Here is a 22,814-nt window from a genome sequence, read left to right on the forward strand (position 1 = left end):
AAGAATAATTCTTATTTTTGTTTGCCTGGCGCGGTCTGGCGGAAAGTCAGGTTAAAGCGGAACTCGCCCGTCTGCGGATGGACGCCAGGCTTCAGTGGCTGAATGCCGTGGTAATAGAGCCGCGACTCCCTGCCCCACACCACCACATCCCCATGCTCCAGCATCAGACGCTGGAGAGGATCGTTGCGGCGTAATCCGCCGAACTGGAATATGGCGGGCAGCCCCAGGGATACCGAGACGATCGGCGCACGCAGATCGGGTTCATCTTTATCCTGATGCAGCGAGAGTTTCGCCCCAACGCCATAGCGGTTGATAAGACAGGCATCCGGTTGAAAATCGGGATAGGTGGCCTCAACGGCGGCATCATGGCAGAGCGCCTGAAAAACCGCAGGCATGGGCGGCCAGGGCTTGCCGGTGACGGGATCGTCCGGGGCATAGAGATAGCCCCGTTCGTTGGTTGCCCATCCTGCCGTACCGCAGTTGGTCATCGCCACCGACATGGTGTAGCCGCCAGGCGTCACCATATGTCGGAATGGCGAAACGGCCGCGACGTCCTGGATCCCGGCCAGCAGCGCCGAGGCCCGGGAGAGTGCAAACCGGCGCAGTATCACCGCGCCAGGCGCTAGCGGCTCCTGCCAGGGTTCTGCATCCGCAAAGAGATCGAGCATTATCCCTCCTGATTCCTGGACTCACGTTTCAATAATAGCGCCTTTCGTTCCGTCCCCCAGCGATAGCCCGAAAGCGCTCCGTCCTGGCGTACAACACGATGGCAAGGGATGACGATCGCCAGTTTATTTGCGGCACACGCTGCGGCCACCGCACGTACCGCGCCAGGTTTGCCAATCGCCTGCGCCACCTGCTGGTAGCTGGCTGTTTTACCGCAGGGAATATTGCGCAGGGCCTGCCAGACCTGCTGCTGGAAAGCGGTTCCGCGAATATCCAGCGGCAGAGCCAGCGGCACGCCACGGTTATCGATGGTATGGATTACCTGAGCAATACGTCGGGCAAATTCGCCTTCCAGCGGCGCGCGTTCAGCGTCCGGAAACAGCGACAAAATCTCCTGGGTGACTTTGGCATCATCATCGCCCAGCAATATTGCGCAGATCCCCCGCTCGCTTTCGCCCACCAGACAGCGGCCTAAGGCACACTCGCTGATGGCATAGCGCACTGCGACATCCCCTTTACGGTACTGCTTTGCCGTCATGCCCAGCGCGTCGTTGGCTTTACGATAGTAGCTGCTGCTGTCCGGGAACCCTGCCGCCAGCACGGCATCGGTTATTTTATCCCCGTGGGCGAGCGCATTGCGCAGGCGCTGCCCTCGCGCTGCCTGCTGCCAGGCTTTTGGCGTCATCCCGGTTACGGATTTAAACAGGCGGTGAAAATGGAAAGGACTCATGGCAACCTGCTGCGCCAGCATTTCCAGCGTTAACGCGGGATCCTGCTCCAGCAGGCGGCAGGCGCGCTCCACTTTTTCCAGCTTATCTTCCTGCGGGTCGCGTTTGTCCGGTCGGCAACGCTTGCACGGCCGAAACCCTGCCTGAACAGCATGGTGCACATCGGGGTAAAAGTGGACATTTTTACGCAGCGCGTGTCGGGCGCGGCAGGACGGACGACATACGATCCCTGTCGTCTGGACGGCAAAGACAAATTGTTCGTCAGCACGCGGATCGCGGGCCAGCACAGCCTGCCAGCGATCCTCATCGGTCATATAGGTCGGGTTTTTCATCATCGGCTCCTCTTACAAGCATACCTACAGCTTGCCTGAGCGCCAGCAATCAAAAACCCGCAACCTTGCTTTTTAATTCTTTTCGCTCACCAGGAAGCTGTCGAACTGCGGTGAACTCCAGGTCTTAAAGCCGTCGGCCTCTTTGGTGATCATATACACCGCCAGCCCTTGCTGGCGAACCACCTCTTTGGCTTTCTCTGTACCGAGCACCATTAACCCGGTATCCCAGGCATCGGCTTCCAGCGCCGTCGGGGCAATCACCGTAACCGAGACCAGATTATGCGTAATGGGTCGCCCGGTCTGGGGGTCAATGACATGCGAGATCCGCTTCCCGTCGAGCTCGTAATAGTTACGGTAGCTGCCGGAGGTGCTGATGCCATGGCCGTTAATATCGACAATCGCCTGCACCGCATTTTGCTGGTCGGTCGGTTTTTGAATCGCCACACGCCACGGTTTGCCGCTGGCGTTCATCCCCCGGCTGACCAATGCGCCACCCACGGAGACCAGATAACGCGGGATGCCTTCCTGAGCCATCAGTGCGGCCAGATGATCCGCCGCATAACCTTCCCCGACTGTCGACAGGTCAACAAACAGATCGGGGATGTCTTTTTGCAGATACTGCTGCCCGTACTGGTTGATCACCGTCAGGTGCTGAAGCCCTGTCCGGGCGCGGGCGTCGTCAATGGCTGCCTGATCGGGGGTGGTCACCGGTTGCTTATTTGGTCCGAATCCCCAGAGGTTAACTAACGGCCCCACGGTCACGTCCATCGCACCGTGGGTTTTATAGCCCACGCGCATCGATTCGGTCACGATATCGGCCATCTCCTCGCTCACCGGCCACAGGGACGTGCTGGTAGAGAGGTTAAAGCGCATCAGCGCCGAGTCGTTTTTGTAGGTGGATAGCAGCTGATCGTCGGCATCCAGCTGAGACTGAATTTTGCCGCGAAGTTCTTCTGCGCGTGCTTTATCAAGGTTCATTACGCTGACGCGCCAGAATGTCCCCATCGTTTTGCCTTCCAGCACCGTCGCCGCTGGCGCGTCGGTGTGTGCCACAGGCGTGGAAGAGTCACATGCGGTCAGGAAAAAAAAGGTTGCCAGGACGCTGGCGCGTAAAAAAGTCATGTCCATTCATTATTATCCTCATGCCAGGGCGGCAAGAGTACACCAAAACGCGGGAATTGAAAGGCCTTAAAAAAGGCAATAAAAAGGGGCCAGCCGGCCCCTTTGTTACACTGAAAAGCGATTAGAACTGGTAAACCAGACCCAGTGCTACGATATCGTCAGTGCTGATACCTGCATTACGGGTGAACTCTTTGTCATCCAGCAGGTTGATTTTGTAGTCCACGTAGGTAGACATGTTTTTGTTGAAGTAGTAAGTCGCACCCACATCAACATATTTCAGCAGATCCTGATCGCCGTAACCTTCAATGTCCTTACCTTTAGACTGCAGGTATGCCACGGATGGACGCAGGCCGAAGTCGAACTGGTACTGAGCAACCACTTCGAAGTTCTGTGCTTTGTTGGCCCAGCCTTGATCACCGATGCGAGTTGCGTTATAGGTCTGAGTATACTGAGCAGCCAGGTAGATGTTGTTAGCGTCGTATTTCAGACCGCCGGTGTAGGTTTCAGCGCGATCGCCGTTACCTAAGCCGTAGTCATTCTGAGAGTTGGTACGTTTAGAGCTGCTGATGGCAGTACCGATACCGAAGCCTTCGCCCAGGTTATAAGTGATAGAACCGCCAACGCCGTCACCGTTCTGACGCAGTTCATTACGACCGTTGTTAGTCTGGTCTTCACCACTCACGCTACCGTTTTTACCCTGATACTGAACGGCGAAGTTCAGGCCATCAACCAGGCCGAAGAAATCGCTGTTACGGTAGGTCGCGAAGCCGTTACCACGCTGCTGCATGAAGTTGTCAGAACCGTAGGTGTCGCCGCCGAATTCTGGCAGAACGTCGGTCCAGGAAGTCACATCGTAAACAACACCGTAGTTACGACCGTAGTCGAAAGAACCCGCGTCACCAAATTTCAGACCGGCGAACGCCACACGAGTCCAGGAGTTGTTTTCGTTCTCACCAGAGTTACCCTGAATCTGGTATTCCCACTGGCCGTAACCGGTCAGTTGATCATTAACCTGAGTTTCGCCTTTGAAGCCAAGACGCATGTAGGTCTGGTCGCCATCCTGACTGTCGTCATCAGAGAAATAGTGCAGACCATCGACTTTGCCGTACAGATCTAATTTGTTGCCGTCTTTGTTATAAATTTCAGCCGCATTTGCTGCGCCTGCTACCAGCAGTGCTGGTACCAGGAGGGACAGTACTTTAACTTTCATTTTATTAACCCTCTGTTATATGCCTTATTATTACCACTGCTTACCGGTTAACCCTCTTAACCAGTCGGCAATTTCATTCTCCTCAAAATTACAGAATAATCCAACAGGAATATGATACGAAAACTTTGAAAATGTTTCATTTCACTATCAAGATGTTTCAATTTGTAAACATCAAGGAACTTTTACAAAGCACAAAGCGCTTAAGAAATTAGCACTAATAATCAAACGAAAATATACACCCATAAAAATCATATAGTTACAATATAAAAATTTACAGCACTGAATGACAAAACAAGATCGTGCGTAATCACTAAAATAACTCTCGCTATCATCATTAACTTTATTTATTACCGTCATTCAGCTTTGAATGTCTGTTTATCCCTAATTCAACCGAATGCTTCGCATTCGGTTTTTTTTTACCTTTCTTTACGTAATTATTCTTTTTTTGTGCTACCGCACAGAAATCATAACGACTATTAACTAAATTCACCTGAAACCCCTCCCGCATAAAACGCAACGCAACAAATCATAATTTCTTGTTTATTCGTGCTATTCTCTGTCTGATATCGAGCGTAATCTGTACATTCACCTCGGGTATGTACACATTTAATACAGACCATTCAGTAGTACTCACAGAGGAAAAAGTCGCGTGTTCAAAGGCTATGAGGCTGGAAATTCAGTTATTACCCTTTATACTGCCCTATCGCCATAAAGCACGGCCATTACGGGTTAAACATATCAATGAGTCAGACTGAAACTACCGCCCCGAGCAAATTCTCCCTTCTCCCCGGGAGCATCACCCGTTTCTTTCTTCTTTTGATCGTTGTGCTGTTGGTCACGATGGGGGTTATGGTTCAGAGCGCGGTGAACGCCTGGCTGAAGGATAAGAGCTATCAGGTCGTTGATATCACGCATGCCGTGCACAAGCGCATTGACACCTGGCGCTACGCCACCTGGCAGATTTACGACAATATCGCGGCCGCCCCGGCGACATCGTCAGGTGAAGGGCTGCAGGAAACGCGCCTGAAGCAGGACGTTTACTACCTGGAAAAGCCGCAGCGCAAAACGGAAGCGCTTATTTTCGGCTCGCACGACAGCGCGACGCTTGAGATGACGCAGCGCATTTCGACCTATCTGGATACCCTCTGGGGTGCCGAGACGGTGCCATGGTCGATGTACTATCTGAACGGTCAGGATAACAGCATGATCCTGATCTCGACCCTGCCGCTTAAAGATCTCTCCTCGGGTTTTAAAGAGACGACCGTGGGCAGCATTGTCGATTCCCGCCGGGCAGAAATGCTGCAGCAGGCGAACGCCCTTGATGAACGCGAAAGTTTCTCTTCCCTGCGCCGTCTGGCCTGGCAAAATGGCCATTATTTTACCCTTCGCACCACCTTTAACCAGCCAGGACATCTGGCGACGGTTGTGGCGTTCGATCTGCCGATTAACGATCTGATCCCGCCGGATATGCCGCTCGACAGCTTCCGCCTGGAGCCGGACAGCAGTACCCAGAACATGCGTGCTGCCTCGGATAAAGAGGCCGCAGAAAGCGTTTCTATCTCCTTTAACGGCTCGAAGATTGAAATTGCCTCTTCGCTGAACTCAACCGGTATGCGCCTGGTGTGGCAGGTGCCGTTTGGCACGCTGCTGCTCGACACCCTGCAAAATATCCTGTTACCGCTGCTGCTGAATATTGGGCTACTGGCGCTGGCGCTGTTTGGCTACAGTACGTTCCGTTTCCAGCCCGGGCGTCAGAGCGATGCCTCAACGGTCCCGGCCGGAACCAGTAATGAATTGCGCGTATTACGTGCCCTGAATGAAGAAATCATCTCAGTACTGCCGCTGGGTGTGCTGGTTCACGACCAGGAAGCCAACCGCACGGTGATGAGCAATAAAATTGCCGACCATCTGCTGCCGCATCTTAACCTGCAGAACATCACCACCATGGCGGATCAGCATCAGGGGGTGATTCAGGCCACCATCAATAATGAACTGTACGAGATCCGTCAGTTCCGCAGCCAGGTCGCCTCCCGCACGCAGATCTTCATTATTCGCGATCAGGATCGCGAAGTACTGGTGAACAAAAAACTGAAGCAGGCGCAAAGACTGTATGAGAAAAATCAGCAGGGTCGCGCCGCGTTTATGCAAAATATTGGTGATGCCTTCAAACAGCCATTAAGAACGCTGGCGACGCAGGCGGCGGCGTTGAGCACGCCTGAAAGCCAACAGCTGGCAAGCCAGGCGGATTCGCTGGTGCGGATGGTGGATGAGATCCAGCTCGCGAACATGCTTGAGAACGACTTCTGGAAAGGCACGCCGACCCTCTTCTCGATTCAGGATCTGATTGACGAAGTAGTGCCGGAAGTTCTGCCGGTGATTAAGCGCAAAGGTCTGCAGCTGCTGATCAACAACCATCTGCCGGCCAACGACGAACGTCACGGCGATCGTGAGGCGCTGCGTCGTATTCTGCTGATGATTATTCAGTACGCCGTCACCACCACGCAAATTGGCAAAATCACGCTTGAGGTCAATACCGACGAGTCCGCGGAGGATCGTCTGACGTTCCGTATCCTCGATACCGGTGAAGGCGTTACAACCAGTGAGATTGATAATCTGCACTTCCCGTTCCTGAACGATACCCAAAGCGATCGCTACGGTAAGGCTAATGCTCTGACCTTCTGGCTGTGCGATCAGCTGGCGCGCAAGCTTGGCGGCCATCTGAACATTAAAGCCCGTGAATCGCTTGGCACCCGTTATTCGCTGCACGTAAAAATGGCCGCCAATCCTCAGGAAGAAGATGAAGAACGCCTGCTGGACGATGTGGTTGTGATGGTGGATGTGACTTCGAACGAGATCCGCAATATCGTGGTACGCCTGCTGGAAAACTGGGGTGCGGCCTGCATCACGCCGGATGAAAGACTCTCAAGTCAAGAATTTGATCTGTTTTTAACTGATAATCCGTCTAATCTTACTGCCTCCGGCTTGCTTTTAAGCGATGATGAGCCAGGCGTGCGAAAAATCGGCCCAGGCCAGCTGCGCGTCAACTTTAATATAAGCAATGCGATGCAGGAAGCTGTACTACAACTAATAGAAGAGCAACTGGCGCAGGAAGAGATAGCGGAATCCCCGTTAGGCGGCAATGAAAATGCCGAGCTTCACGCCAGCGGATATTATTCACTCTTTGTTGATACAGTACCAGATGATGTTAAGCGGTTGTATACTGAGTCCGCTGCGAATGATTTTGCAGCGCTGGCGCAGACAGCACACCGGCTTAAAGGGGTGTTTGCCATGCTTAATCTGGTTCCCGGCAAGCAGTTATGTGAAACGCTGGAACATCTAATTCGTGAGAAAGATGCCTCTGGCATTGAAAAATACATCAGCGACATTGACGCCTACGTCAAAAGCTTGCTGTAGCAAGGTAGCCTAATACATGAACAATATGAACGTAATTATTGCCGATGACCATCCGATTGTACTGTTCGGTATTCGCAAATCACTTGAACAGATCGAGTGGGTGAATGTAGTCGGTGAATTTGAAGACTCTACAGCACTGATCAATAACCTCCCAAAACTTGATGCACACGTGCTCATTACCGATCTCTCCATGCCTGGAGACAAATACGGTGATGGGATCACGCTCATCAAATATATTAAACGTCACTTCCCGGACATCTCGATCATTGTTCTGACCATGAATAACAACCCGGCGATTCTGAGCGCCGTGCTGGATCTGGATATCGAAGGGATTGTACTGAAACAGGGCGCACCAACTGACCTGCCTAAAGCGCTGGCTGCGCTGCAGAAAGGCAAAAAGTTCACCCCTGAGAGCGTCTCTCGTCTGCTGGAAAAAATCAGTGCAGGTGGCTACGGTGACAAACGTCTGTCGCCAAAAGAGAGCGAAGTTCTGCGTCTTTTCGCTGAAGGTTTCCTCGTGACCGAGATTGCCAAGAAGCTGAACCGCAGTATTAAAACCATCAGTAGCCAGAAGAAATCAGCCATGATGAAACTGGGCGTGGACAACGATATCGCGCTGCTGAACTATCTCTCCTCCGTGACGCTGAGCGCAACGGATAAGGATTGATCCAGAACGGGTGTGCGTCCTGATGCCCTCACCCCGTCCCTCTCCCACGGGGAGAGGGTGAAAAGTAAAAGGCCCTTACGGGCCTTTTTTTATGTCCGCGTTTTTCTCACGCGATCCGCGTAAATCGACAATGTCTGCTTCAGTACGTCCAGCGTAACCGGTTTCGACAGACAGCTGTCCATTCCTGACTCCAGGCAGCGCTGTTTCTCTTCCGCCAGCGCATTCGCCGTGACGCCAACCACCGGCAACGTCAGACCAAGCTGGCGGATACGCTGCGTCAGACGATAGCCGTCCATATTGGGCATATTCACGTCGCTGAGAACGATATCAATATGGTTTTTACTGAGCACATTCAGCGCATCCACACCGTCATTGGCGGTTTTGCATTGATAACCCAGCGAGCCCAACTGGTCAGCCAGCAGGCGACGGTTAATCGGATGATCGTCAACGACCAGAATCATCATATCGTCGTTCACCGACGCCAGCGATTCCGGTGACGGCAGGGTCGCCGCGCCATCGTTCTCTTCGAGCTGCACGCTGTAGATGCGCGCCAGCAGCCCCAACAGCTCATGTGGCGTCGCCACACTGTGAACCCATTCGCCCGGCGCACGCTCAACCGGAATACCGATGTGGCGACGACAGAACATCACCACGCCCCTTCCCTGCCACGGTTGCGCCAGTGTGTCATCGGTGATCAGCACATCGTCCACGTCCGGCGTCTGGCCTTCATAACGGGAAACCCGCACGCCGCTGTGGTTCAGCAGTGCCGTCAGATAATCATTCAGCGAGGCGTTGTGCACCGCCAGCCAGCAGCGCTTATCGCTCAGGCCGTCAACCGTCGTTTTCGCCGGATACTGCGCAGAATAGAGCGGAATACGAATGGTGAACTGGCTACCCATACCGGGTTCGGTATCCACCGAGATATCGCCGTCCATCATGCTGACGAGCTTCTCACAAATTGCCAGCCCCAGTCCGGTCCCCTGGAAGTTACGCTGCACGCCGGTACCAACCTGGAAGAACGGGTCAAACAGACGAACCACTTCCTTCGCCGGGATCCCAACGCCAGTATCACGCACACGAATGCTCAGGTAGTCCCCTGCCCGGCACACATGCAACACGATACAGCCGATGTCGGTGAACTTGATGGCGTTACTGAGCAGGTTCGAAATGACCTGCTGCAGACGCATAGGATCGCCATGCAGCGTCAGCGGTACGTCTGGCTCAATAAAGCAATAGAGACCCAGCTGTTTACGTACCACCAGCGGCAGATAGTTGGCGCTGATGTGGTTCATCACCTCGCGCGGAGAGAACTCGCGCGGTTCAATTTTCAACTGCTCGGACTCAATTTTCGAGAAGTCGAGAATGTCGCTGATGATTTTCAGCAGCAGGCTTGAGGAGTTGTTCATCGCCGTCACCAGGCGATCAACGCCTTTCGGCAGCTCTTTGGTTTGCAGCAGATCGAGGTTGCCGATAATCCCGTACAGCGGCGTACGCAGTTCGTGACTGACGGTGGCAAGGAACATGGATTTCGACTGGCTGGCCTGCTCTGCCGCCTGGGCCATCTCCTGCAAAGACTCTTCCATCTTCACACGTGCTGAGACATCCACCAGCACGCAAATCGCCACGTTTTCATTGCGATAGCGCGAATGCACGAAGCTAATTTGTAAGTTGGTGTGGGTGCTGGTCAGCACGTCGACAAAATTCACCTGCTGACCACAGATAATTTGCGTCAGCCTTTGCCGGTCCTCGTGCGTCAGCATGTTCAGGTAGTTATGCGCCAGTTCATTACTGAGGATATTGGTGCCGTCCTGGGTGCGCAGGATACAGATCCCCACCGGTGCGGAGGCAACAATCTTACGGTTAAACTGCTCGTGTTCCTCCAGACGCTGGGCATCACTTTCAGCGGGGATAAAAATCTTCCGCTCATACATCCGCGCCAGGGTAAACAGCGCGCCACCGGCCAGCACGTTCAGCAGGATGGCATTCATGATAAGAATACGGATCCGCTCAAGCACCATATCCACAGGCAGGGAATAGACGATACTCAGCGACGATGGCGGTAAGCTTTTCTTCAGCACCAGCTCACGGAATCCTGAGGTATAGCCAAACCACGAACGCTCCTGCATCCAGTGCGGATCGACGTTCAGGCGATTATCCGGCCCGGTGAGTGAAATCAGGGGATGGCCGTTCTCATCCAGAATGGTCACTCCCATCGGCAGACTGCCCGGCGTGAAGAAGTTTTCCATGCGGATGGTCTGTTCAATGCCCAGTAGCGCCTGCAGGCGATTGCCCAGATAAACCGGCGTCAGCGCATAGAAATAGCCCACACCCATGCGCGGCCCCTGGCTTATCCAGAAGATGTTATTCCCGCGCTCGTCCTGCGGCGCATTGCGGTATTTCAAAATGCGTTCATGCAGGCTTTTCAGCGCATCATCACGTTCAACGGGCACATCACGCAGGCCAAAGTCGGCCATGCAGAGGTTTTCGCTGCCAATCAGGAACACGCGGTTCAGGTCATAGGCGGCGGAGAAGTTGTCGCGCCAGTATCGCATAAACCAGGAGAGCGATTCCAGGGAACCGCGCCAGGTGTTGCTCATGGCGGAACAGTCGGAATCCGGGAACAGCGGCTCGAAATCCGGTACTTCGGTTTTGTCATTACGGCCGCGGATGGCAAGAATACCGTTTTCCGCCGTCAGGCGATTTTCGGCTATGTACTTCAGCTCCTTCATCACATCGGAGGTGCGCTGAATATAGCGCTGGGCCTGATCGGAACTTAGGTTAAATTCCTGGCGGATCTCCGCTTCTTTCTGGTGCAGCGCGTTGACGATGTAAAACACCGAGGACAAGGCCACCAGTAACCAAAGCAAGAGCGCCAGCGCCCGAAACAGATAGCGAGAGACTTTCAGCGTGGTTCGAAAGGAGACGAGGTATTTCAAAGGGGCGAGGCTCCGCCGTCGGGGTCAAAAAGAATGTGGTTAAGGTAGCGGTAAACGCGGCTTGTCGCAACGTTGACTTGTCTGCATCTGCAAAAGAAAAGGGCCGGAATCCGGCCCTTTATGCGTCAGGAGACATTACTCGTCAGCATCATCCGCTGCATCATCGTCGGTGTCCACTTCCGGTGCGATGTCATCATCACCTTCCGCGACGCTACCGTCGATGGAGTCGAGCTCTTCGTCGTCCACCGGCTCAGCAACACGTTGCAGACCCACCACGTTTTCATCTTCCGCCGTACGGATGAGGATAACGCCCTGGGTATTACGACCCACCACGCTAATCTCCGACACGCGGGTACGCACCAGCGTACCGGCATCGGTGATCATCATGATCTGGTCGGCATCGTCTACCTGCACCGCGCCCACAACGGAACCATTGCGCTCGGTCACCTTGATAGAGATAACGCCCTGCGTGCCACGCGACTTGGTTGGGTATTCCCCTTCCGCGGTACGTTTACCGTAACCATTCTGCGTCACGGTCAGGATAGCCCCTTCCCCGCGCGGAATAATCAGAGAAACGACGCTGTCTTCGCCCGCCAGTTTGATACCGCGAACGCCCGTTGCGGTACGACCCATTGCGCGGACGGCGTCTTCTTTGAAGCGCACCACTTTACCGGCTGCGGAGAAGAGCATGACTTCATCTTTGCCTGAAGTCAGATCGACGCCAATCAGCTCATCGCCTTCGTTCAGGTTCACCGCGATGATACCGGCAGAACGTGGACGGCTGAACTCGGTCAGCGCGGTTTTCTTCACGGTACCGCTGGCAGTCGCCATAAAGACGTTCACGCCCTCTTCGTACTCGCGTACCGGCAGAATGGCGGTGATACGTTCGTTCGCTTCCAGCGGCAGCAGGTTAACGATCGGACGACCACGTGCACCACGGCTCGCTTCCGGCAACTGGTAGACCTTCATCCAGTACAGACGACCCCGGCTGGAGAAGCAGAGGATGGTGTCATGGGTGTTCGCCACCAGCAGACGGTCGATAAAGTCTTCTTCTTTAATACGTGCCGCAGATTTGCCTTTACCACCACGACGCTGTGCTTCGTAGTCAGTTAACGGCTGATACTTCACGTAGCCCTGGTGAGACAGGGTCACAACAACGTCTTCCTGGTTGATCAGGTCTTCGATGTTGATATCTGCGGAGTTGGCGGTGATTTCGGTGCGACGCTCATCGCCGAACTGATCGCGGATCAGCTCCAGCTCTTCGCGGATCACTTCCATCAGGCGCTCTGCGCTGCCCAGGATGTGCAGCAGTTCAGCGATCTGCTCCAGCAGCTCTTTATATTCGTCGAGCAGTTTTTCATGCTCAAGGCCGGTCAGTTTCTGCAGACGCAGATCCAGAATCGCCTGGGCCTGCTGTTCAGTCAGGTAGTACTGACCATCACGCACGCCGAATTCAGGTTCCAGCCACTCAGGACGCGCGGCGTCATCACCGGCACGCTCCAGCATTGCCGCAACGTTGCCAAGATCCCACGGACGGGAAATCAGCGCGGTTTTCGCTTCCGCCGGGGTTGGCGCGCGACGGATCAGCTCGATGATCGGGTCGATGTTGGCCAGCGCCACAGCCAGTGCCTCAAGGATGTGGGCACGGTCACGCGCTTTACGCAGTTCGAAAATAGTACGACGGGTCACCACTTCGCGGCGGTGACGGACAAACGCGCTCAGGATCTCTTTCAGGTTCATGATCTTCGGCTGACCATGGTGCAGTGCAACCATGTTGATACCGAAGGAGACCTGCAGCTGGGTCTGAGAGTACAGGTTGTTCAGCACAACCTCGCCCACCGCGTCGCGTTTGATTTCAATCACGATGCGCATACCGTCTTTATCAGACTCGTCACGCAGCGCGCTGATGCCTTCAACACGTTTTTCTTTTACCAGCTCGGCGATTTTTTCAATCAGTCGCGCTTTGTTCACCTGATACGGGATCTCGTGAACAATGATGGTTTCACGGCCGGTTTTGGCATCTGCTTCCACTTCGGCGCGGGCACGGATGTAAATCTTGCCGCGACCGGTGCGGTACGCTTCTTCAATACCACGACGACCGTTGATGATGGCCGCCGTCGGGAAGTCCGGGCCCGGGATGTGTTCCATCAGCCCTTCAATGCTGATGTCTTCATCGTCGATATAGGCCAGGCAGCCGTTGATCACTTCGGTGATGTTGTGCGGCGGAATGTTGGTCGCCATCCCTACGGCGATACCGGACGAACCGTTCACCAGCAGGTTAGGGATCTTCGTTGGCATGACGTCAGGAATTTTTTCCGTGCCGTCGTAGTTATCAACGAAATCAACCGTCTCTTTTTCCAGGTCGGCCATCAGCTCATGGGCAATTTTCGCCAGACGGATTTCCGTATAACGCATTGCCGCGGCGGAGTCGCCGTCGATAGAACCAAAGTTACCCTGACCATCTACCAGCATGTAACGCAGCGAGAAAGGCTGCGCCATACGAACGATGGTGGCGTACACCGCGTAATCACCATGGGGATGGTATTTACCGATTACGTCACCAACGACACGGGCAGATTTTTTGTAGGCTTTATTCCAGTCATTGCCCAATACGTTCATGGCGTATAGTACGCGACGGTGTACCGGCTTCAGGCCATCGCGGACGTCCGGCAGCGCACGGCCAACAATGACCGACATCGCATAGTCCAGATAGGAGCTCTTCAGCTCTTCCTCGATGTTAACCGGTGTAATTTCTCTCGCAAGGTCGCTCATCTAACCGCTATCCCTCTACTGTATCCCGGATTCAAAGGTCGCAAATTATAACACAGCCGCGGTGATACAGGTAAACCTATACGCTTTATTCACAGGGATTGCCTGATATACTCATTCGTCTTGCTAAATAAGGAGTAAAAGCGCCCATGAATGCCGAAAAATCCCCGGTGGCTCACAACGTAGACCACGAAGAGATTGCCAAATTTGAAGCGGTGGCGTCCCGCTGGTGGGATCTCGAAGGTGAGTTCAAACCTCTGCATCGCATCAACCCGCTGCGTCTGGGCTATATCGCGGAGCGTTCCGGCGGTCTGTTCGGTAAAAAAGTGCTCGACGTCGGCTGCGGCGGCGGCATCCTGGCAGAGAGCATGGCGCGCGAAGGGGCCACCGTCACCGGCCTGGATATGGGTTTTGAACCGTTGCAGGTTGCCCGTCTGCATGCGCTGGAGTCCGGGATTCAGGTGGAGTACGTGCAGGAAACCGTTGAAGAACACGCGGCAAAACATGCGCACCAGTACGACGTGGTCACCTGCATGGAGATGCTGGAGCACGTTCCCGACCCGCAGTCCGTCGTCAACGCCTGCGCAAAACTGGTGAAACCGGGCGGCCAGGTCTTCTTCTCGACCATCAACCGTAACGGCAAAGCCTGGCTGATGGCCGTCGTCGGCGCAGAGTATGTACTGCGCATGGTGCCCAAAGGTACACACGACGTGAAGAAATTCATCAAGCCTGCCGAGTTACTGGGTTGGGTTGACCAGACGTGGCTCAAGGAGCAGCACATCACCGGTCTGCACTACAATCCGCTGACCGATAAATTCAAACTCGCCCCGGGCGTGGATGTTAACTATATGTTGCACACCACCGCCAAAAACGACTAACGTCATCCATTATTCTTATAAAGATTGCGCGACATCATGTTGCGCAATTCTGACCTCCCGTTGAAGAAATCAGCACTCGATCAAATTTTGAATTTTTTTTCTTAATTATTGACATCTCTTCCAGGCCTTACAGCATGAGGACTTAGCCTTTTTTACCCTTTCACAACCTCAATTTAACGTCAAAATCAACCCTTGTACTGAAAAGAATCCTTACTAGAATACTCACCATATAGCGTTTCTCTTATCGCAAAACCCCTATATGTAGTATTTATCCACAGAGTTAGTCACAAGGCGGATCTGTGGATAAACGGGGGATATTTTTTTATTTCACGGACAGGTAAAACCCACATGAATCAGAGTCTGCTGGTGACAAAGCGCGACGGTACTACCGAGCGTATCAATCTGGACAAAATCCATCGAGTTCTCGACTGGGCAGCAGAAGGCCTGAACAACGTATCTATCTCCCAGGTTGAACTGCGTTCCCATATTCAGTTCTACGACGGCATCAAAACGTCTGATATCCACGAAACCATCATCAAAGCGGCGGCGGATCTGATCTCCCGCGAAGCGCCGGATTATCAGTACCTCGCTGCACGTCTGGCGATTTTCCACCTGCGTAAAAAAGCCTACGGCCAGTTCGAGCCGCCTGCGCTTTACGACCACGTGGTGAAAATGGTTGAGCTGGGTAAATACGACACGCATCTGCTGGAAGACTATACGGAAGAAGAGTTCGAGCAGATGAACGGGTTTATCGATCACTGGCGTGATATGAACTTCTCCTACGCAGCGGTGAAACAGCTCGAAGGCAAATACCTGGTCCAGAACCGTGTCACGGGCGAAATCTACGAGAGCGCCCAGTTCCTCTATATTCTGGTGGCCGCCTGCCTGTTCTCTAACTACCCGCGTGACACCCGTCTGGAATACGTTAAGCGTTTCTATGATGCGGTCTCTACGTTCAAGATTTCTCTGCCGACGCCGATTATGTCTGGCGTGCGTACCCCAACCCGTCAGTTCAGCTCCTGCGTACTGATCGAGTGCGGCGACAGCCTGGATTCCATCAACGCGACCTCCAGCGCGATTGTCAAATACGTCTCCCAGCGTGCCGGTATCGGTATCAACGCCGGCCGCATTCGTGCCCTGGGCAGCCCAATTCGCGGCGGTGAAGCGTTCCATACCGGTTGTATCCCGTTCTACAAGCACTTCCAGACCGCAGTAAAATCCTGCTCTCAGGGCGGCGTGCGCGGTGGTGCGGCAACCCTGTTCTACCCAATGTGGCACCTGGAAGTCGAAAGCCTGCTGGTACTGAAAAACAACCGTGGTGTTGAAGGTAACCGCGTGCGTCACATGGACTACGGCGTGCAGATCAACAAACTGATGTACACCCGTCTGCTGAAAGGTGAAGACATTACCCTGTTCAGCCCGTCCGATGTCCCGGGTCTGTATGACGCGTTCTTCGCCGATCAGGACGAGTTTGAACGTCTGTACACCAAATACGAAAAAGACGACAGCATCCGTAAACAGCGCGTGAAGGCGGTCGATCTGTTCTCCCTGATGATGCAGGAACGTGCCTCTACCGGCCGTATCTACATCCAGAACGTTGACCACTGCAACACCCACAGCCCGTTTGATCCGGTTGTTGCGCCAGTGCGCCAGTCTAACCTGTGCCTGGAGATCGCCCTGCCGACCAAACCGCTGGAAGACGTGAACGACGAAAACGGCGAAATCGCGCTGTGTACGCTGTCTGCGTTCAACCTGGGCGCGATTAAGAGCCTGGATGAACTGGAAGAGCTGGCGGTACTGGCCGTACGTGCACTCGATGCCCTGCTGGACTACCAGGACTATCCAATCCCGGCGGCGAAACGCGGCGCAATGGGCCGTCGTACGCTGGGTATCGGCGTCATCAACTTCGCCTACTGGCTGGCGAAACACGGTAAGCGTTACTCCGACGGCAGCGCGAACAACCTGACCCACGAAACGTTCGAAGCGATCCAGTATTACCTGCTGAAAGCGTCTAACGAGCTGGCGAAAGAGCAAGGCGCATGCCCGTGGTTTAACGAAACCACCTATGCGAAAGGCATTCTGCCAATCGACACCTACAAGAAAGACCTGGATGCGATTGCAAACGCGCCGCTGCATCTGGACTGGGAAGCACTGCGCGAGTCCATTAAGACTCACGGCCTGCGCAACTCCACGCTCTCTGCCCTGATGCCGTCTGAGACCTCTTCGCAGATCTCTAACGCCACCAACGGTATCGAGCCGCCGCGCGGTCACGTCAGCATTAAAGCGTCGAAAGACGGCATCCTGCGCCAGGTGGTGCCGGATTACGAACTGCTGAAAGACAACTACGAGCTGCTGTGGGAAATGCCAAACAATGACGGCTATCTGCAGCTGGTGGGTATCATGCAGAAATTCATCGATCAGTCGATCTCTGCCAATACCAACTACGACCCGACGCGTTTCCCGTCTGGTAAAGTGCCCATGCAGCAACTGCTGAAAGACCTGCTCACCGCGTACAAATTTGGCGTGAAAACTCTGTATTATCACAACACCCGTGATGGTGCAGAAGACGCGCAGGACGATCTGGCACCGTCAATTCAGGATGATGGCTGCGAAAGCGGCGCATGTAAGATCTAATAAATCCCCTCACCCTAACCCTCTCCCACAGGAAGAGGGAACTCTTTCCCCCTCTCCCTGTGGGAGAGGGCCGGGATGAGGGGGAAATAACACCACAGGACACACTCATGGCATATACCACCTTTTCACAGACGAAAAACGACCAGCTCAAAGAGCCGATGTTCTTCGGCCAGCCGGTCAATGTGGCACGCTACGATCAGCAAAAATATGACATCTTCGAAAAGCTGATTGAAAAGCAACTCTCCTTCTTCTGGCGTCCGGAGGAAGTTGACGTTTCCCGCGATCGTATCGATTTCCAGGCGTTGCCGGAGCATGAAAAACACATTTTCATCAGCAACCTGAAGTACCAGACGCTGCTGGACTCCATTCAGGGCCGCAGCCCGAACGTTGCCCTGCTGCCGCTGATCTCCATTCCGGAACTGGAAACCTGGGTGGAAACCTGGGCGTTCTCGGAGACGATCCACTCCCGCTCTTACACCCACATTATCCGCAACATCGTTAACGATCCGGCGGTGGTGTTTGACGATATCGTCACCAACGAGCAGATTCAGAAACGCGCGGAAGGGATTGCCCACTACTACGACGAGCTGATCGAGATGACCAGCTACTGGCACCTGCTGGGCGAAGGGACCCACAACGTGAACGGCAAAACCGTCACCGTGAACCTGCGCGCGCTGAAAAAGCAGCTGTACCTGTGCCTGATGAGCGTTAACGCCCTGGAAGCCATCCGCTTCTACGTGAGCTTTGCCTGCTCATTTGCGTTTGCCGAGCGCAAGCTGATGGAAGGTAACGCCAAAATCATCCGTCTGATCGCCCGTGACGAAGCCCTGCACCTGACTGGTACCCAGCACATGCTGAACCTGTTGCGCAGCGGCGCAGACGACCCGGAGATGGCGGAAATCGCTGAAGAGTGCAAGCAGGAGTGCTACGACCTGTTCGTGCTGGCCGCACAGCAGGAGAAAGAGTGGGCAGACTACCTGTTCCGCGACGGCTCCATGATTGGCCTGAACAAAGACATTCTGTGCCAGTACGTTGAGTACATCACCAACATCCGTATGCAGGCGGTCGGTCTCGATCTGCCATTCCAGACGCGTTCCAACCCGATCCCGTGGATCAACACCTGGCTGGTGTCCGATAACGTGCAGGTGGCGCCACAAGAAGTGGAAGTCAGTTCTTACCTGGTCGGTCAGATTGATTCTGAAGTCAACACTGACGACCTGAGCAATTTCCAGCTCTGATGACGCGCGTAACGCTGAGTCTTTCGGGCACAGAAGTGCTGTGCCAGGAAGAGCACCCTTCCCTGCTGGCAGCCCTTGAGGCGAATCAGGTGACGGTAGAGTATCAGTGTCGTGAAGGCTATTGCGGCTCCTGCCGCTGCCGCCTGGTCACCGGCCAGGTGGACTGGCTGACCGAACCGCTGGCCTTTATCAATGAAGGGGAAATTTTGCCCTGCTGCTGCCGGGCAAAAGGTGATATTGAAATCGAGATGTGATTGCCCTGGTTCCCTCTCCCTGTGGGCTGAGGGTTCCCCAGAAAAATGAAAAGCACGATGAAGTGTGATCTACTGGTTGCGCTAACAAATCAGAAGAGACCTCATCGTGCCTTTACAGACAGTCTGCCAGAAATTTTTCTCCGCGTCTTTACCGGACGTTCACAGCTTCCGGATTAATGTCCTTGTTTCCATGGCCGTTGCCCTCACGCACGGTGCGGATCTGACCCTGACCAGCCTTGGTCGCACTCTTCCCGGCAGGGCGCACGTCAAAAATAAAATTAAACGTGTTGACCGTGCCCTGGGTAATACCGCCCTTCACCGGGATATTCCCCGTATTCAGCACCTGCTCACACATACCATCACCTCCCTGATGCCCTTCTGTGTGATTGCTGTCGACTGGACAGGCTGGCATGACAGGAACTGGTATCTTCTGCGGGCAAGCCTGGTCTGTAATGGTCGCTCACTGCCGCTTATGAGTGAGGTTGTCCCCGCAGAGCTGGCGCAGAACAGCGATGTACAGTGCCGCTTCCTTGACCGCCTGCATGATGCCATCCCGAAAGATAAAGCCGTCACCATCATTACGGATGCAGGCTTCCGGACAGACTGGTTCCGGCATGTCAGCCAGCTGGGCTGGAGCTTCACCGGCAGGGTCAGGGGCTGCATCAGCTTCCGGCTGGATGGAGATAAAAAGTGGATGAAAATCAGTGAGCTTGAGGCTACCGGACAACCGGTCTGCGTGGGTTACGGTGTCCTGTCCCGTAAACCACGAACGCCCTGTTACGGCCGGTTCTATCTGCATAAGCGCCCTGACGCAGGGCGTCAGGGAAAAGGGGGGATGCCGAAAACACAGCGGGAACACCGCAGTAGCGCGCGGGAGCCCTGGCTGCTGTTCAGTAATGCAGAGGGACTGGAGCCGCACCAGATAATGGCCCTGTACAGCCGCAGAATGCAGATAGAACAAAACTTCCGGGACGACAAAAGTCCACGCTTCGGGTTCGGTCTGAGGCTGAGCCGGAGTCAGGGAAAAGGGCGACTGGAAGTGCTGAATATGGTCGCGGCAATGGCAAGCCTGGTGATGTGGCTGGCAGGTTACAGGGCAGAAAGGCAGTGTTTACACTGGCACTATCAGGCAAGCAGCATCAGGCACAGACGGGTTCTGTCATACCTGAGTCTGGCAGAAGAAGTCATCCGGCATGAGCCCGGGAAAGTAAGTCGCCTGAATATAGTTAACGAGATGAAAAAGCTGGGAAAAGAGTACAGTAATATGGTCATGGTGGCATGACCATATTACTGGGGATCCCTCAGCCCTGTGGGAGAGGGTTAGGGTGAGGGCATCAGGCCGCAGAGCCTGATTGTCGGGTGGCGGCTTCGCCTTACCCGACCTACAAAACTATTTTAAGAACGTCACCGCTTTATCCGGGAAATCCGTAAACAACCCGTCTACGTCCGCCTGCTTATACAACACCTCGTAAAGCTGATTCACGTCCGTGGCGTACGGCGGTAACTGGTCTGCGCGCACCGTATACGGATGCACCTGCATCTTGCTGGCGTGTGCCTCTTTTACCATCGCCGTCAGCTTCACGTGGCCCGGGGTTGAACCTTCCGCCACCAGCATGTGGTAATCTGGCCCGATCCCGTCGGCGTACTGCGCGATCTGCTTCATGGCACCCGGTTTGAACATCCAGTCGTAGTTGTAGTTTACCCACTTGCCGTCTGCCTGCTTCTCCTGGGTTTCGTTCCAGTCGGTATAGGCAATCAGCTGGACCAGATTGAGATCCATCCCCATCTTAGGCTCCAGCTCGCTTTTGATGCGCTTCAGTTCTGCGGCGTCAAAACACTGGAGATAAACTTTGTCCTTCTTGCTGGTGTAGCCGTACTGCTTCAGCACCTCCAGCGTCTTCGCGGCAATATCCTTCCCTTCCTGGTGATGGAACCACGGGGCTTTAATTTCCGGATAGATACCGATATTTTTGCCCGTCGAGTGGTTCAGCCCCTGAACAAACTCAATCTCTTCCTGGAAGGTATGGATACGGAAGTCAGATTTACCCATCGGGAAACGTCCCGGATAAACCTGCACCTTCTTGCCGTTTTCAATCTCGAAGCCTTCGGTAAACTTCAGAGAACGGATTTCATCCAGAGTAAAATCGATGGCGTAAAAACGACCATCTTTACGGGCGCGGTCCGGGAAACGCTCCGCCACATCGGTCACGCGATCAAGATAGTGGTCATGCAGGACGACCAGCTGGTCGTCCTTTGTCATCACCAGATCCTGCTCAAGATAATCGGCCCCCTGCGCGTAGGCCATCGCTTTCGCCGGCAGCGTATGCTCCGGCAGATAGCCGCTTGCGCCGCGATGGGCAATAACGATTTTATCCGCCGCCAGTGCGGAGCCGGTCATCAGGCCCGCCAGCAGCAGACCGGTCGCTAATTGAGTTAATTTCATGGCAATGCTCCTTATTGACGACGCGCCAGCACGTCCGCGTGGTGACGTTTTTCACCGATCATCACAACAATCAGCAGCAGTACCGCCAGCACGCTGCCGCCGATCATCACCATAAAGCCGCCGTCCCAGCCGAAGAAGTCAACGGTATAGCCCACGATGGCGCTCGCCGCGACCGAACCGCCCAGGTAGCCAAACAGACCGGTAAAGCCTGCCGCCGTACCGGCTGCTTTTTTCGGTGCCAGTTCCAGCGCATGCAGACCGATCAACATAACAGGACCATAAATCAGGAAGCCGATGACGATCATACAGGTCATATCCACGCCCGGGTTGCCCGGCGGGTTGAGCCAGTAGACGACGGTGGCAATGGTCACGAGCGTCATAAAGAAGACGCCCGTTGCGCCACGGTTGCCCTTAAATACTTTGTCCGACATCCAGCCGCAAATCAGCGTCCCCGGGATCCCCGCGTATTCGTACAGGAAGTAGGCCCAGGAGGATTTATCCAGCGCGAAATGCTTCACCTCTTTCAGGTAGGTCGGTGACCAGTCGAGGATGCCGTAGCGCAGCAGGTAAACAAACACGTTCGCAACCGCGATGTACCACAGCAGTTTGTTTGGCAACACATACTTCATGAAGATCTGCTTTGCCGTCAGCTCTTCTTCGTGCTTCTCGCTGTAATCATCCGGATAGTCGTTTTTGTACTCCTCAATCGGCGGCAGGCCGCAGGACTGCGGTGTATCGCGCATCAGCGCAAAGGCGATAATCGCTACCAGAATGGCGCCAAAGGCAGGCATATAGAGCGCAGCGTGCCAGTCGTTAAACCAGGCCATCCCCAGCAGGAACAGCAGAGGCGGAATGCCGCCACCCACGTTATGCGCGCAGTTCCACACCGACACGATGCCGCCACGCTCCTTTTGCGACCACCAGTGCACCATGGTACGCCCGCATGGCGGCCATCCCATCCCCTGGAACCAGCCACACAGGAACAACAGCACAAACATAATGGCGATGCTGGACGTTGCCCATGGCACAAAGCCCATAAACAGCATCACCGCCGCCGCCAGGATCAGACCGGCTGGCAGGAACACGCGCGGATTCGAGCGATCCGACACCGATCCCATGATGAATTTCGAAAAGCCGTAGGCGATGGAGATCCCCGACAGCGCGAACCCGAGATCGCCACGTGAAAAGCCCTGCTCAACCAGATAAGGCATGGCGAGGGCAAAGTTTTTACGCACAAGGTAATACGCCGCATACCCGAAGAAGATCCCCAGGAAGATTTGCCAGCGCAGGCGGCGGTAAAGCGGATCTATTTCTGCCTCAGGCAGACGCGCCCGGTGCGGCGCAGGTTTAAAGATACTGAGCATGACAGCCTCCGTGGCCATGTATTGAATTTACAGGGGTTTAACTGCCCCAAACTCCAGCAAGGCGGGGATGTTAAGAAATCACGGTGATTGTTACTGTGAATCAACGCACAAATTGTTACAGAAATATGACAACATGCGCAAAAAAGCGCATGGAATCAC

At 54.4% G+C, this 22,814-nt stretch carries 15 protein-coding genes; 7 read left to right on the top strand and 8 right to left on the bottom strand.

Going from position 1 to position 22,814, the window contains the following annotated elements; translation table 11 throughout:
* Positions 1–11: 11 nt before the first annotated feature.
* From alkB to ACQG2G_RS14880, 4 genes are all read right to left on the bottom strand, one after another.
* Positions 12–668 (bottom strand): DNA oxidative demethylase AlkB, encoded by a 657-nt coding sequence (gene alkB, locus ACQG2G_RS14865; protein ID WP_013098003.1) that lies wholly within the window; start codon positions 666–668, stop codon positions 12–14.
* Entirely contained in the window at positions 668–1,726 is a 1,059-nt protein-coding gene (ada, locus tag ACQG2G_RS14870; protein WP_061772934.1) for a bifunctional DNA-binding transcriptional regulator/O6-methylguanine-DNA methyltransferase Ada, read from the bottom strand. The genes alkB and ada overlap by 1 nt, the downstream gene beginning before the upstream one ends.
* A 72-nt stretch (positions 1,727–1,798) precedes the next feature.
* A complete protein-coding gene (apbE, locus tag ACQG2G_RS14875; protein ID WP_013098005.1) occupies positions 1,799–2,854 on the bottom strand; it encodes an FAD:protein FMN transferase ApbE in 1,056 nt (351 codons plus the stop codon).
* A gap of 115 nt (positions 2,855–2,969) precedes the next feature.
* Positions 2,970–4,058 (bottom strand): porin OmpC, encoded by a 1,089-nt coding sequence (locus tag ACQG2G_RS14880; protein ID WP_038420237.1) that lies wholly within the window; start codon positions 4,056–4,058, stop codon positions 2,970–2,972.
* Between the two features lie 741 nt (positions 4,059–4,799).
* Here ACQG2G_RS14880 and rcsD point away from each other — a divergent pair.
* Both rcsD and rcsB read left to right on the top strand, forming a co-directional pair.
* The gene (rcsD, locus tag ACQG2G_RS14885) at positions 4,800–7,472 is read left to right on the top strand and encodes a phosphotransferase RcsD (protein WP_023619743.1); all 2,673 of its coding nucleotides are present in this window, start codon (positions 4,800–4,802) and stop codon (positions 7,470–7,472) included.
* A 16-nt stretch (positions 7,473–7,488) separates the two neighbouring features.
* Positions 7,489–8,139 (top strand): response regulator transcription factor RcsB, encoded by a 651-nt coding sequence (rcsB, locus tag ACQG2G_RS14890; protein WP_003859405.1) that lies wholly within the window; start codon positions 7,489–7,491, stop codon positions 8,137–8,139.
* An 89-nt stretch (positions 8,140–8,228) separates the two neighbouring features.
* On the opposite strand, the gene rcsC is transcribed toward rcsB, so the two are convergent.
* Positions 8,229–11,075: a two-component system sensor histidine kinase RcsC gene (gene rcsC, locus ACQG2G_RS14895; RefSeq protein WP_020690666.1), complete on the bottom strand. Its 2,847-nt coding sequence runs from the start codon at positions 11,073–11,075 to the stop codon at positions 8,229–8,231.
* Between the two features lie 135 nt (positions 11,076–11,210).
* Entirely contained in the window at positions 11,211–13,847 is a 2,637-nt protein-coding gene (gyrA, locus tag ACQG2G_RS14900; RefSeq protein ID WP_061772909.1) for a DNA topoisomerase (ATP-hydrolyzing) subunit A, read from the bottom strand.
* A gap of 146 nt (positions 13,848–13,993) precedes the next feature.
* Here gyrA and ubiG point away from each other — a divergent pair, with 146 nt between their 5' ends.
* The 5 genes from ubiG to ACQG2G_RS14925 all read left to right on the top strand — a co-directional run bounded on the left by ubiG (position 13,994) and on the right by ACQG2G_RS14925 (position 20,130).
* A complete protein-coding gene (ubiG, locus tag ACQG2G_RS14905; protein WP_020690665.1) occupies positions 13,994–14,722 on the top strand; it encodes a bifunctional 2-polyprenyl-6-hydroxyphenol methylase/3-demethylubiquinol 3-O-methyltransferase UbiG in 729 nt (242 codons plus the stop codon).
* Between the two features lie 348 nt (positions 14,723–15,070).
* A complete protein-coding gene (gene nrdA / locus ACQG2G_RS14910) occupies positions 15,071–17,356 on the top strand; it encodes a class 1a ribonucleoside-diphosphate reductase subunit alpha (protein WP_020690664.1) in 2,286 nt (761 codons plus the stop codon).
* 107 nt (positions 17,357–17,463) lie between these two features.
* A complete protein-coding gene (nrdB, locus tag ACQG2G_RS14915) occupies positions 17,464–18,594 on the top strand; it encodes a class Ia ribonucleoside-diphosphate reductase subunit beta (RefSeq protein WP_013098012.1) in 1,131 nt (376 codons plus the stop codon).
* Positions 18,594–18,848 carry a class I ribonucleotide reductase maintenance protein YfaE gene (yfaE, locus tag ACQG2G_RS14920; RefSeq protein ID WP_014832737.1) on the top strand — a complete coding sequence of 85 codons (255 nt, stop codon included), beginning with the start codon at positions 18,594–18,596 and terminating at the stop codon, positions 18,846–18,848. The genes nrdB and yfaE overlap by 1 nt, the downstream gene beginning before the upstream one ends.
* A gap of 106 nt (positions 18,849–18,954) precedes the next feature.
* Positions 18,955–20,130, top strand: a complete 1,176-nt coding sequence (locus tag ACQG2G_RS14925; protein ID WP_369118551.1) for an IS4 family transposase — start codon at positions 18,955–18,957, stop codon at positions 20,128–20,130.
* Between the two features lie 108 nt (positions 20,131–20,238).
* On the opposite strand, the gene glpQ is transcribed toward ACQG2G_RS14925, so the two are convergent.
* On the bottom strand, positions 20,239–21,291 hold the full coding sequence (gene glpQ / locus ACQG2G_RS14930) for a glycerophosphodiester phosphodiesterase (RefSeq protein ID WP_058682440.1): 1,053 nt from the start codon (positions 21,289–21,291) through the stop codon (positions 20,239–20,241).
* Between the two features lie 11 nt (positions 21,292–21,302).
* Positions 21,303–22,655, bottom strand: coding sequence for a glycerol-3-phosphate transporter (gene glpT, locus ACQG2G_RS14935; protein WP_013098018.1), 1,353 nt, complete (start codon positions 22,653–22,655; stop codon positions 21,303–21,305).
* Positions 22,656–22,814 lie beyond the last annotated feature (159 nt).

It is taken from the genome of Enterobacter cloacae complex sp. 382A5 (assembly GCF_050031095.1).
Classification (GTDB): Bacteria; Pseudomonadota; Gammaproteobacteria; order Enterobacterales; family Enterobacteriaceae; genus Enterobacter; species Enterobacter cloacae.

Bases quoted from the DNA above. Each gene is read 5' to 3' on its own strand.
- glpT (WP_013098018.1), bottom strand. From the start codon at position 22,655: ATGCTCAGTATCTTTAAACCTGCGCCGCACCGGGCGCGTCTGCCTGAG.
- ada (WP_061772934.1), bottom strand. From the start codon at position 1,726: ATGAAAAACCCGACCTATATGACCGATGAGGATCGCTGGCAGGCTGTG.
- rcsD (WP_023619743.1), top strand. From the start codon at position 4,800: ATGAGTCAGACTGAAACTACCGCCCCGAGCAAATTCTCCCTTCTCCCC.
- alkB (WP_013098003.1), bottom strand. From the start codon at position 668: ATGCTCGATCTCTTTGCGGATGCAGAACCCTGGCAGGAGCCGCTAGCG.
- rcsB (WP_003859405.1), top strand. From the start codon at position 7,489: ATGAACAATATGAACGTAATTATTGCCGATGACCATCCGATTGTACTG.
- yfaE (WP_014832737.1), top strand. From the start codon at position 18,594: ATGACGCGCGTAACGCTGAGTCTTTCGGGCACAGAAGTGCTGTGCCAG.
- nrdB (WP_013098012.1), top strand. From the start codon at position 17,464: ATGGCATATACCACCTTTTCACAGACGAAAAACGACCAGCTCAAAGAG.
- glpQ (WP_058682440.1), bottom strand. From the start codon at position 21,291: ATGAAATTAACTCAATTAGCGACCGGTCTGCTGCTGGCGGGCCTGATG.
- nrdA (WP_020690664.1), top strand. From the start codon at position 15,071: ATGAATCAGAGTCTGCTGGTGACAAAGCGCGACGGTACTACCGAGCGT.
- gyrA (WP_061772909.1), bottom strand. From the start codon at position 13,847: ATGAGCGACCTTGCGAGAGAAATTACACCGGTTAACATCGAGGAAGAG.
- ubiG (WP_020690665.1), top strand. From the start codon at position 13,994: ATGAATGCCGAAAAATCCCCGGTGGCTCACAACGTAGACCACGAAGAG.
- ACQG2G_RS14880 (WP_038420237.1), bottom strand. From the start codon at position 4,058: ATGAAAGTTAAAGTACTGTCCCTCCTGGTACCAGCACTGCTGGTAGCA.
- apbE (WP_013098005.1), bottom strand. From the start codon at position 2,854: ATGGACATGACTTTTTTACGCGCCAGCGTCCTGGCAACCTTTTTTTTC.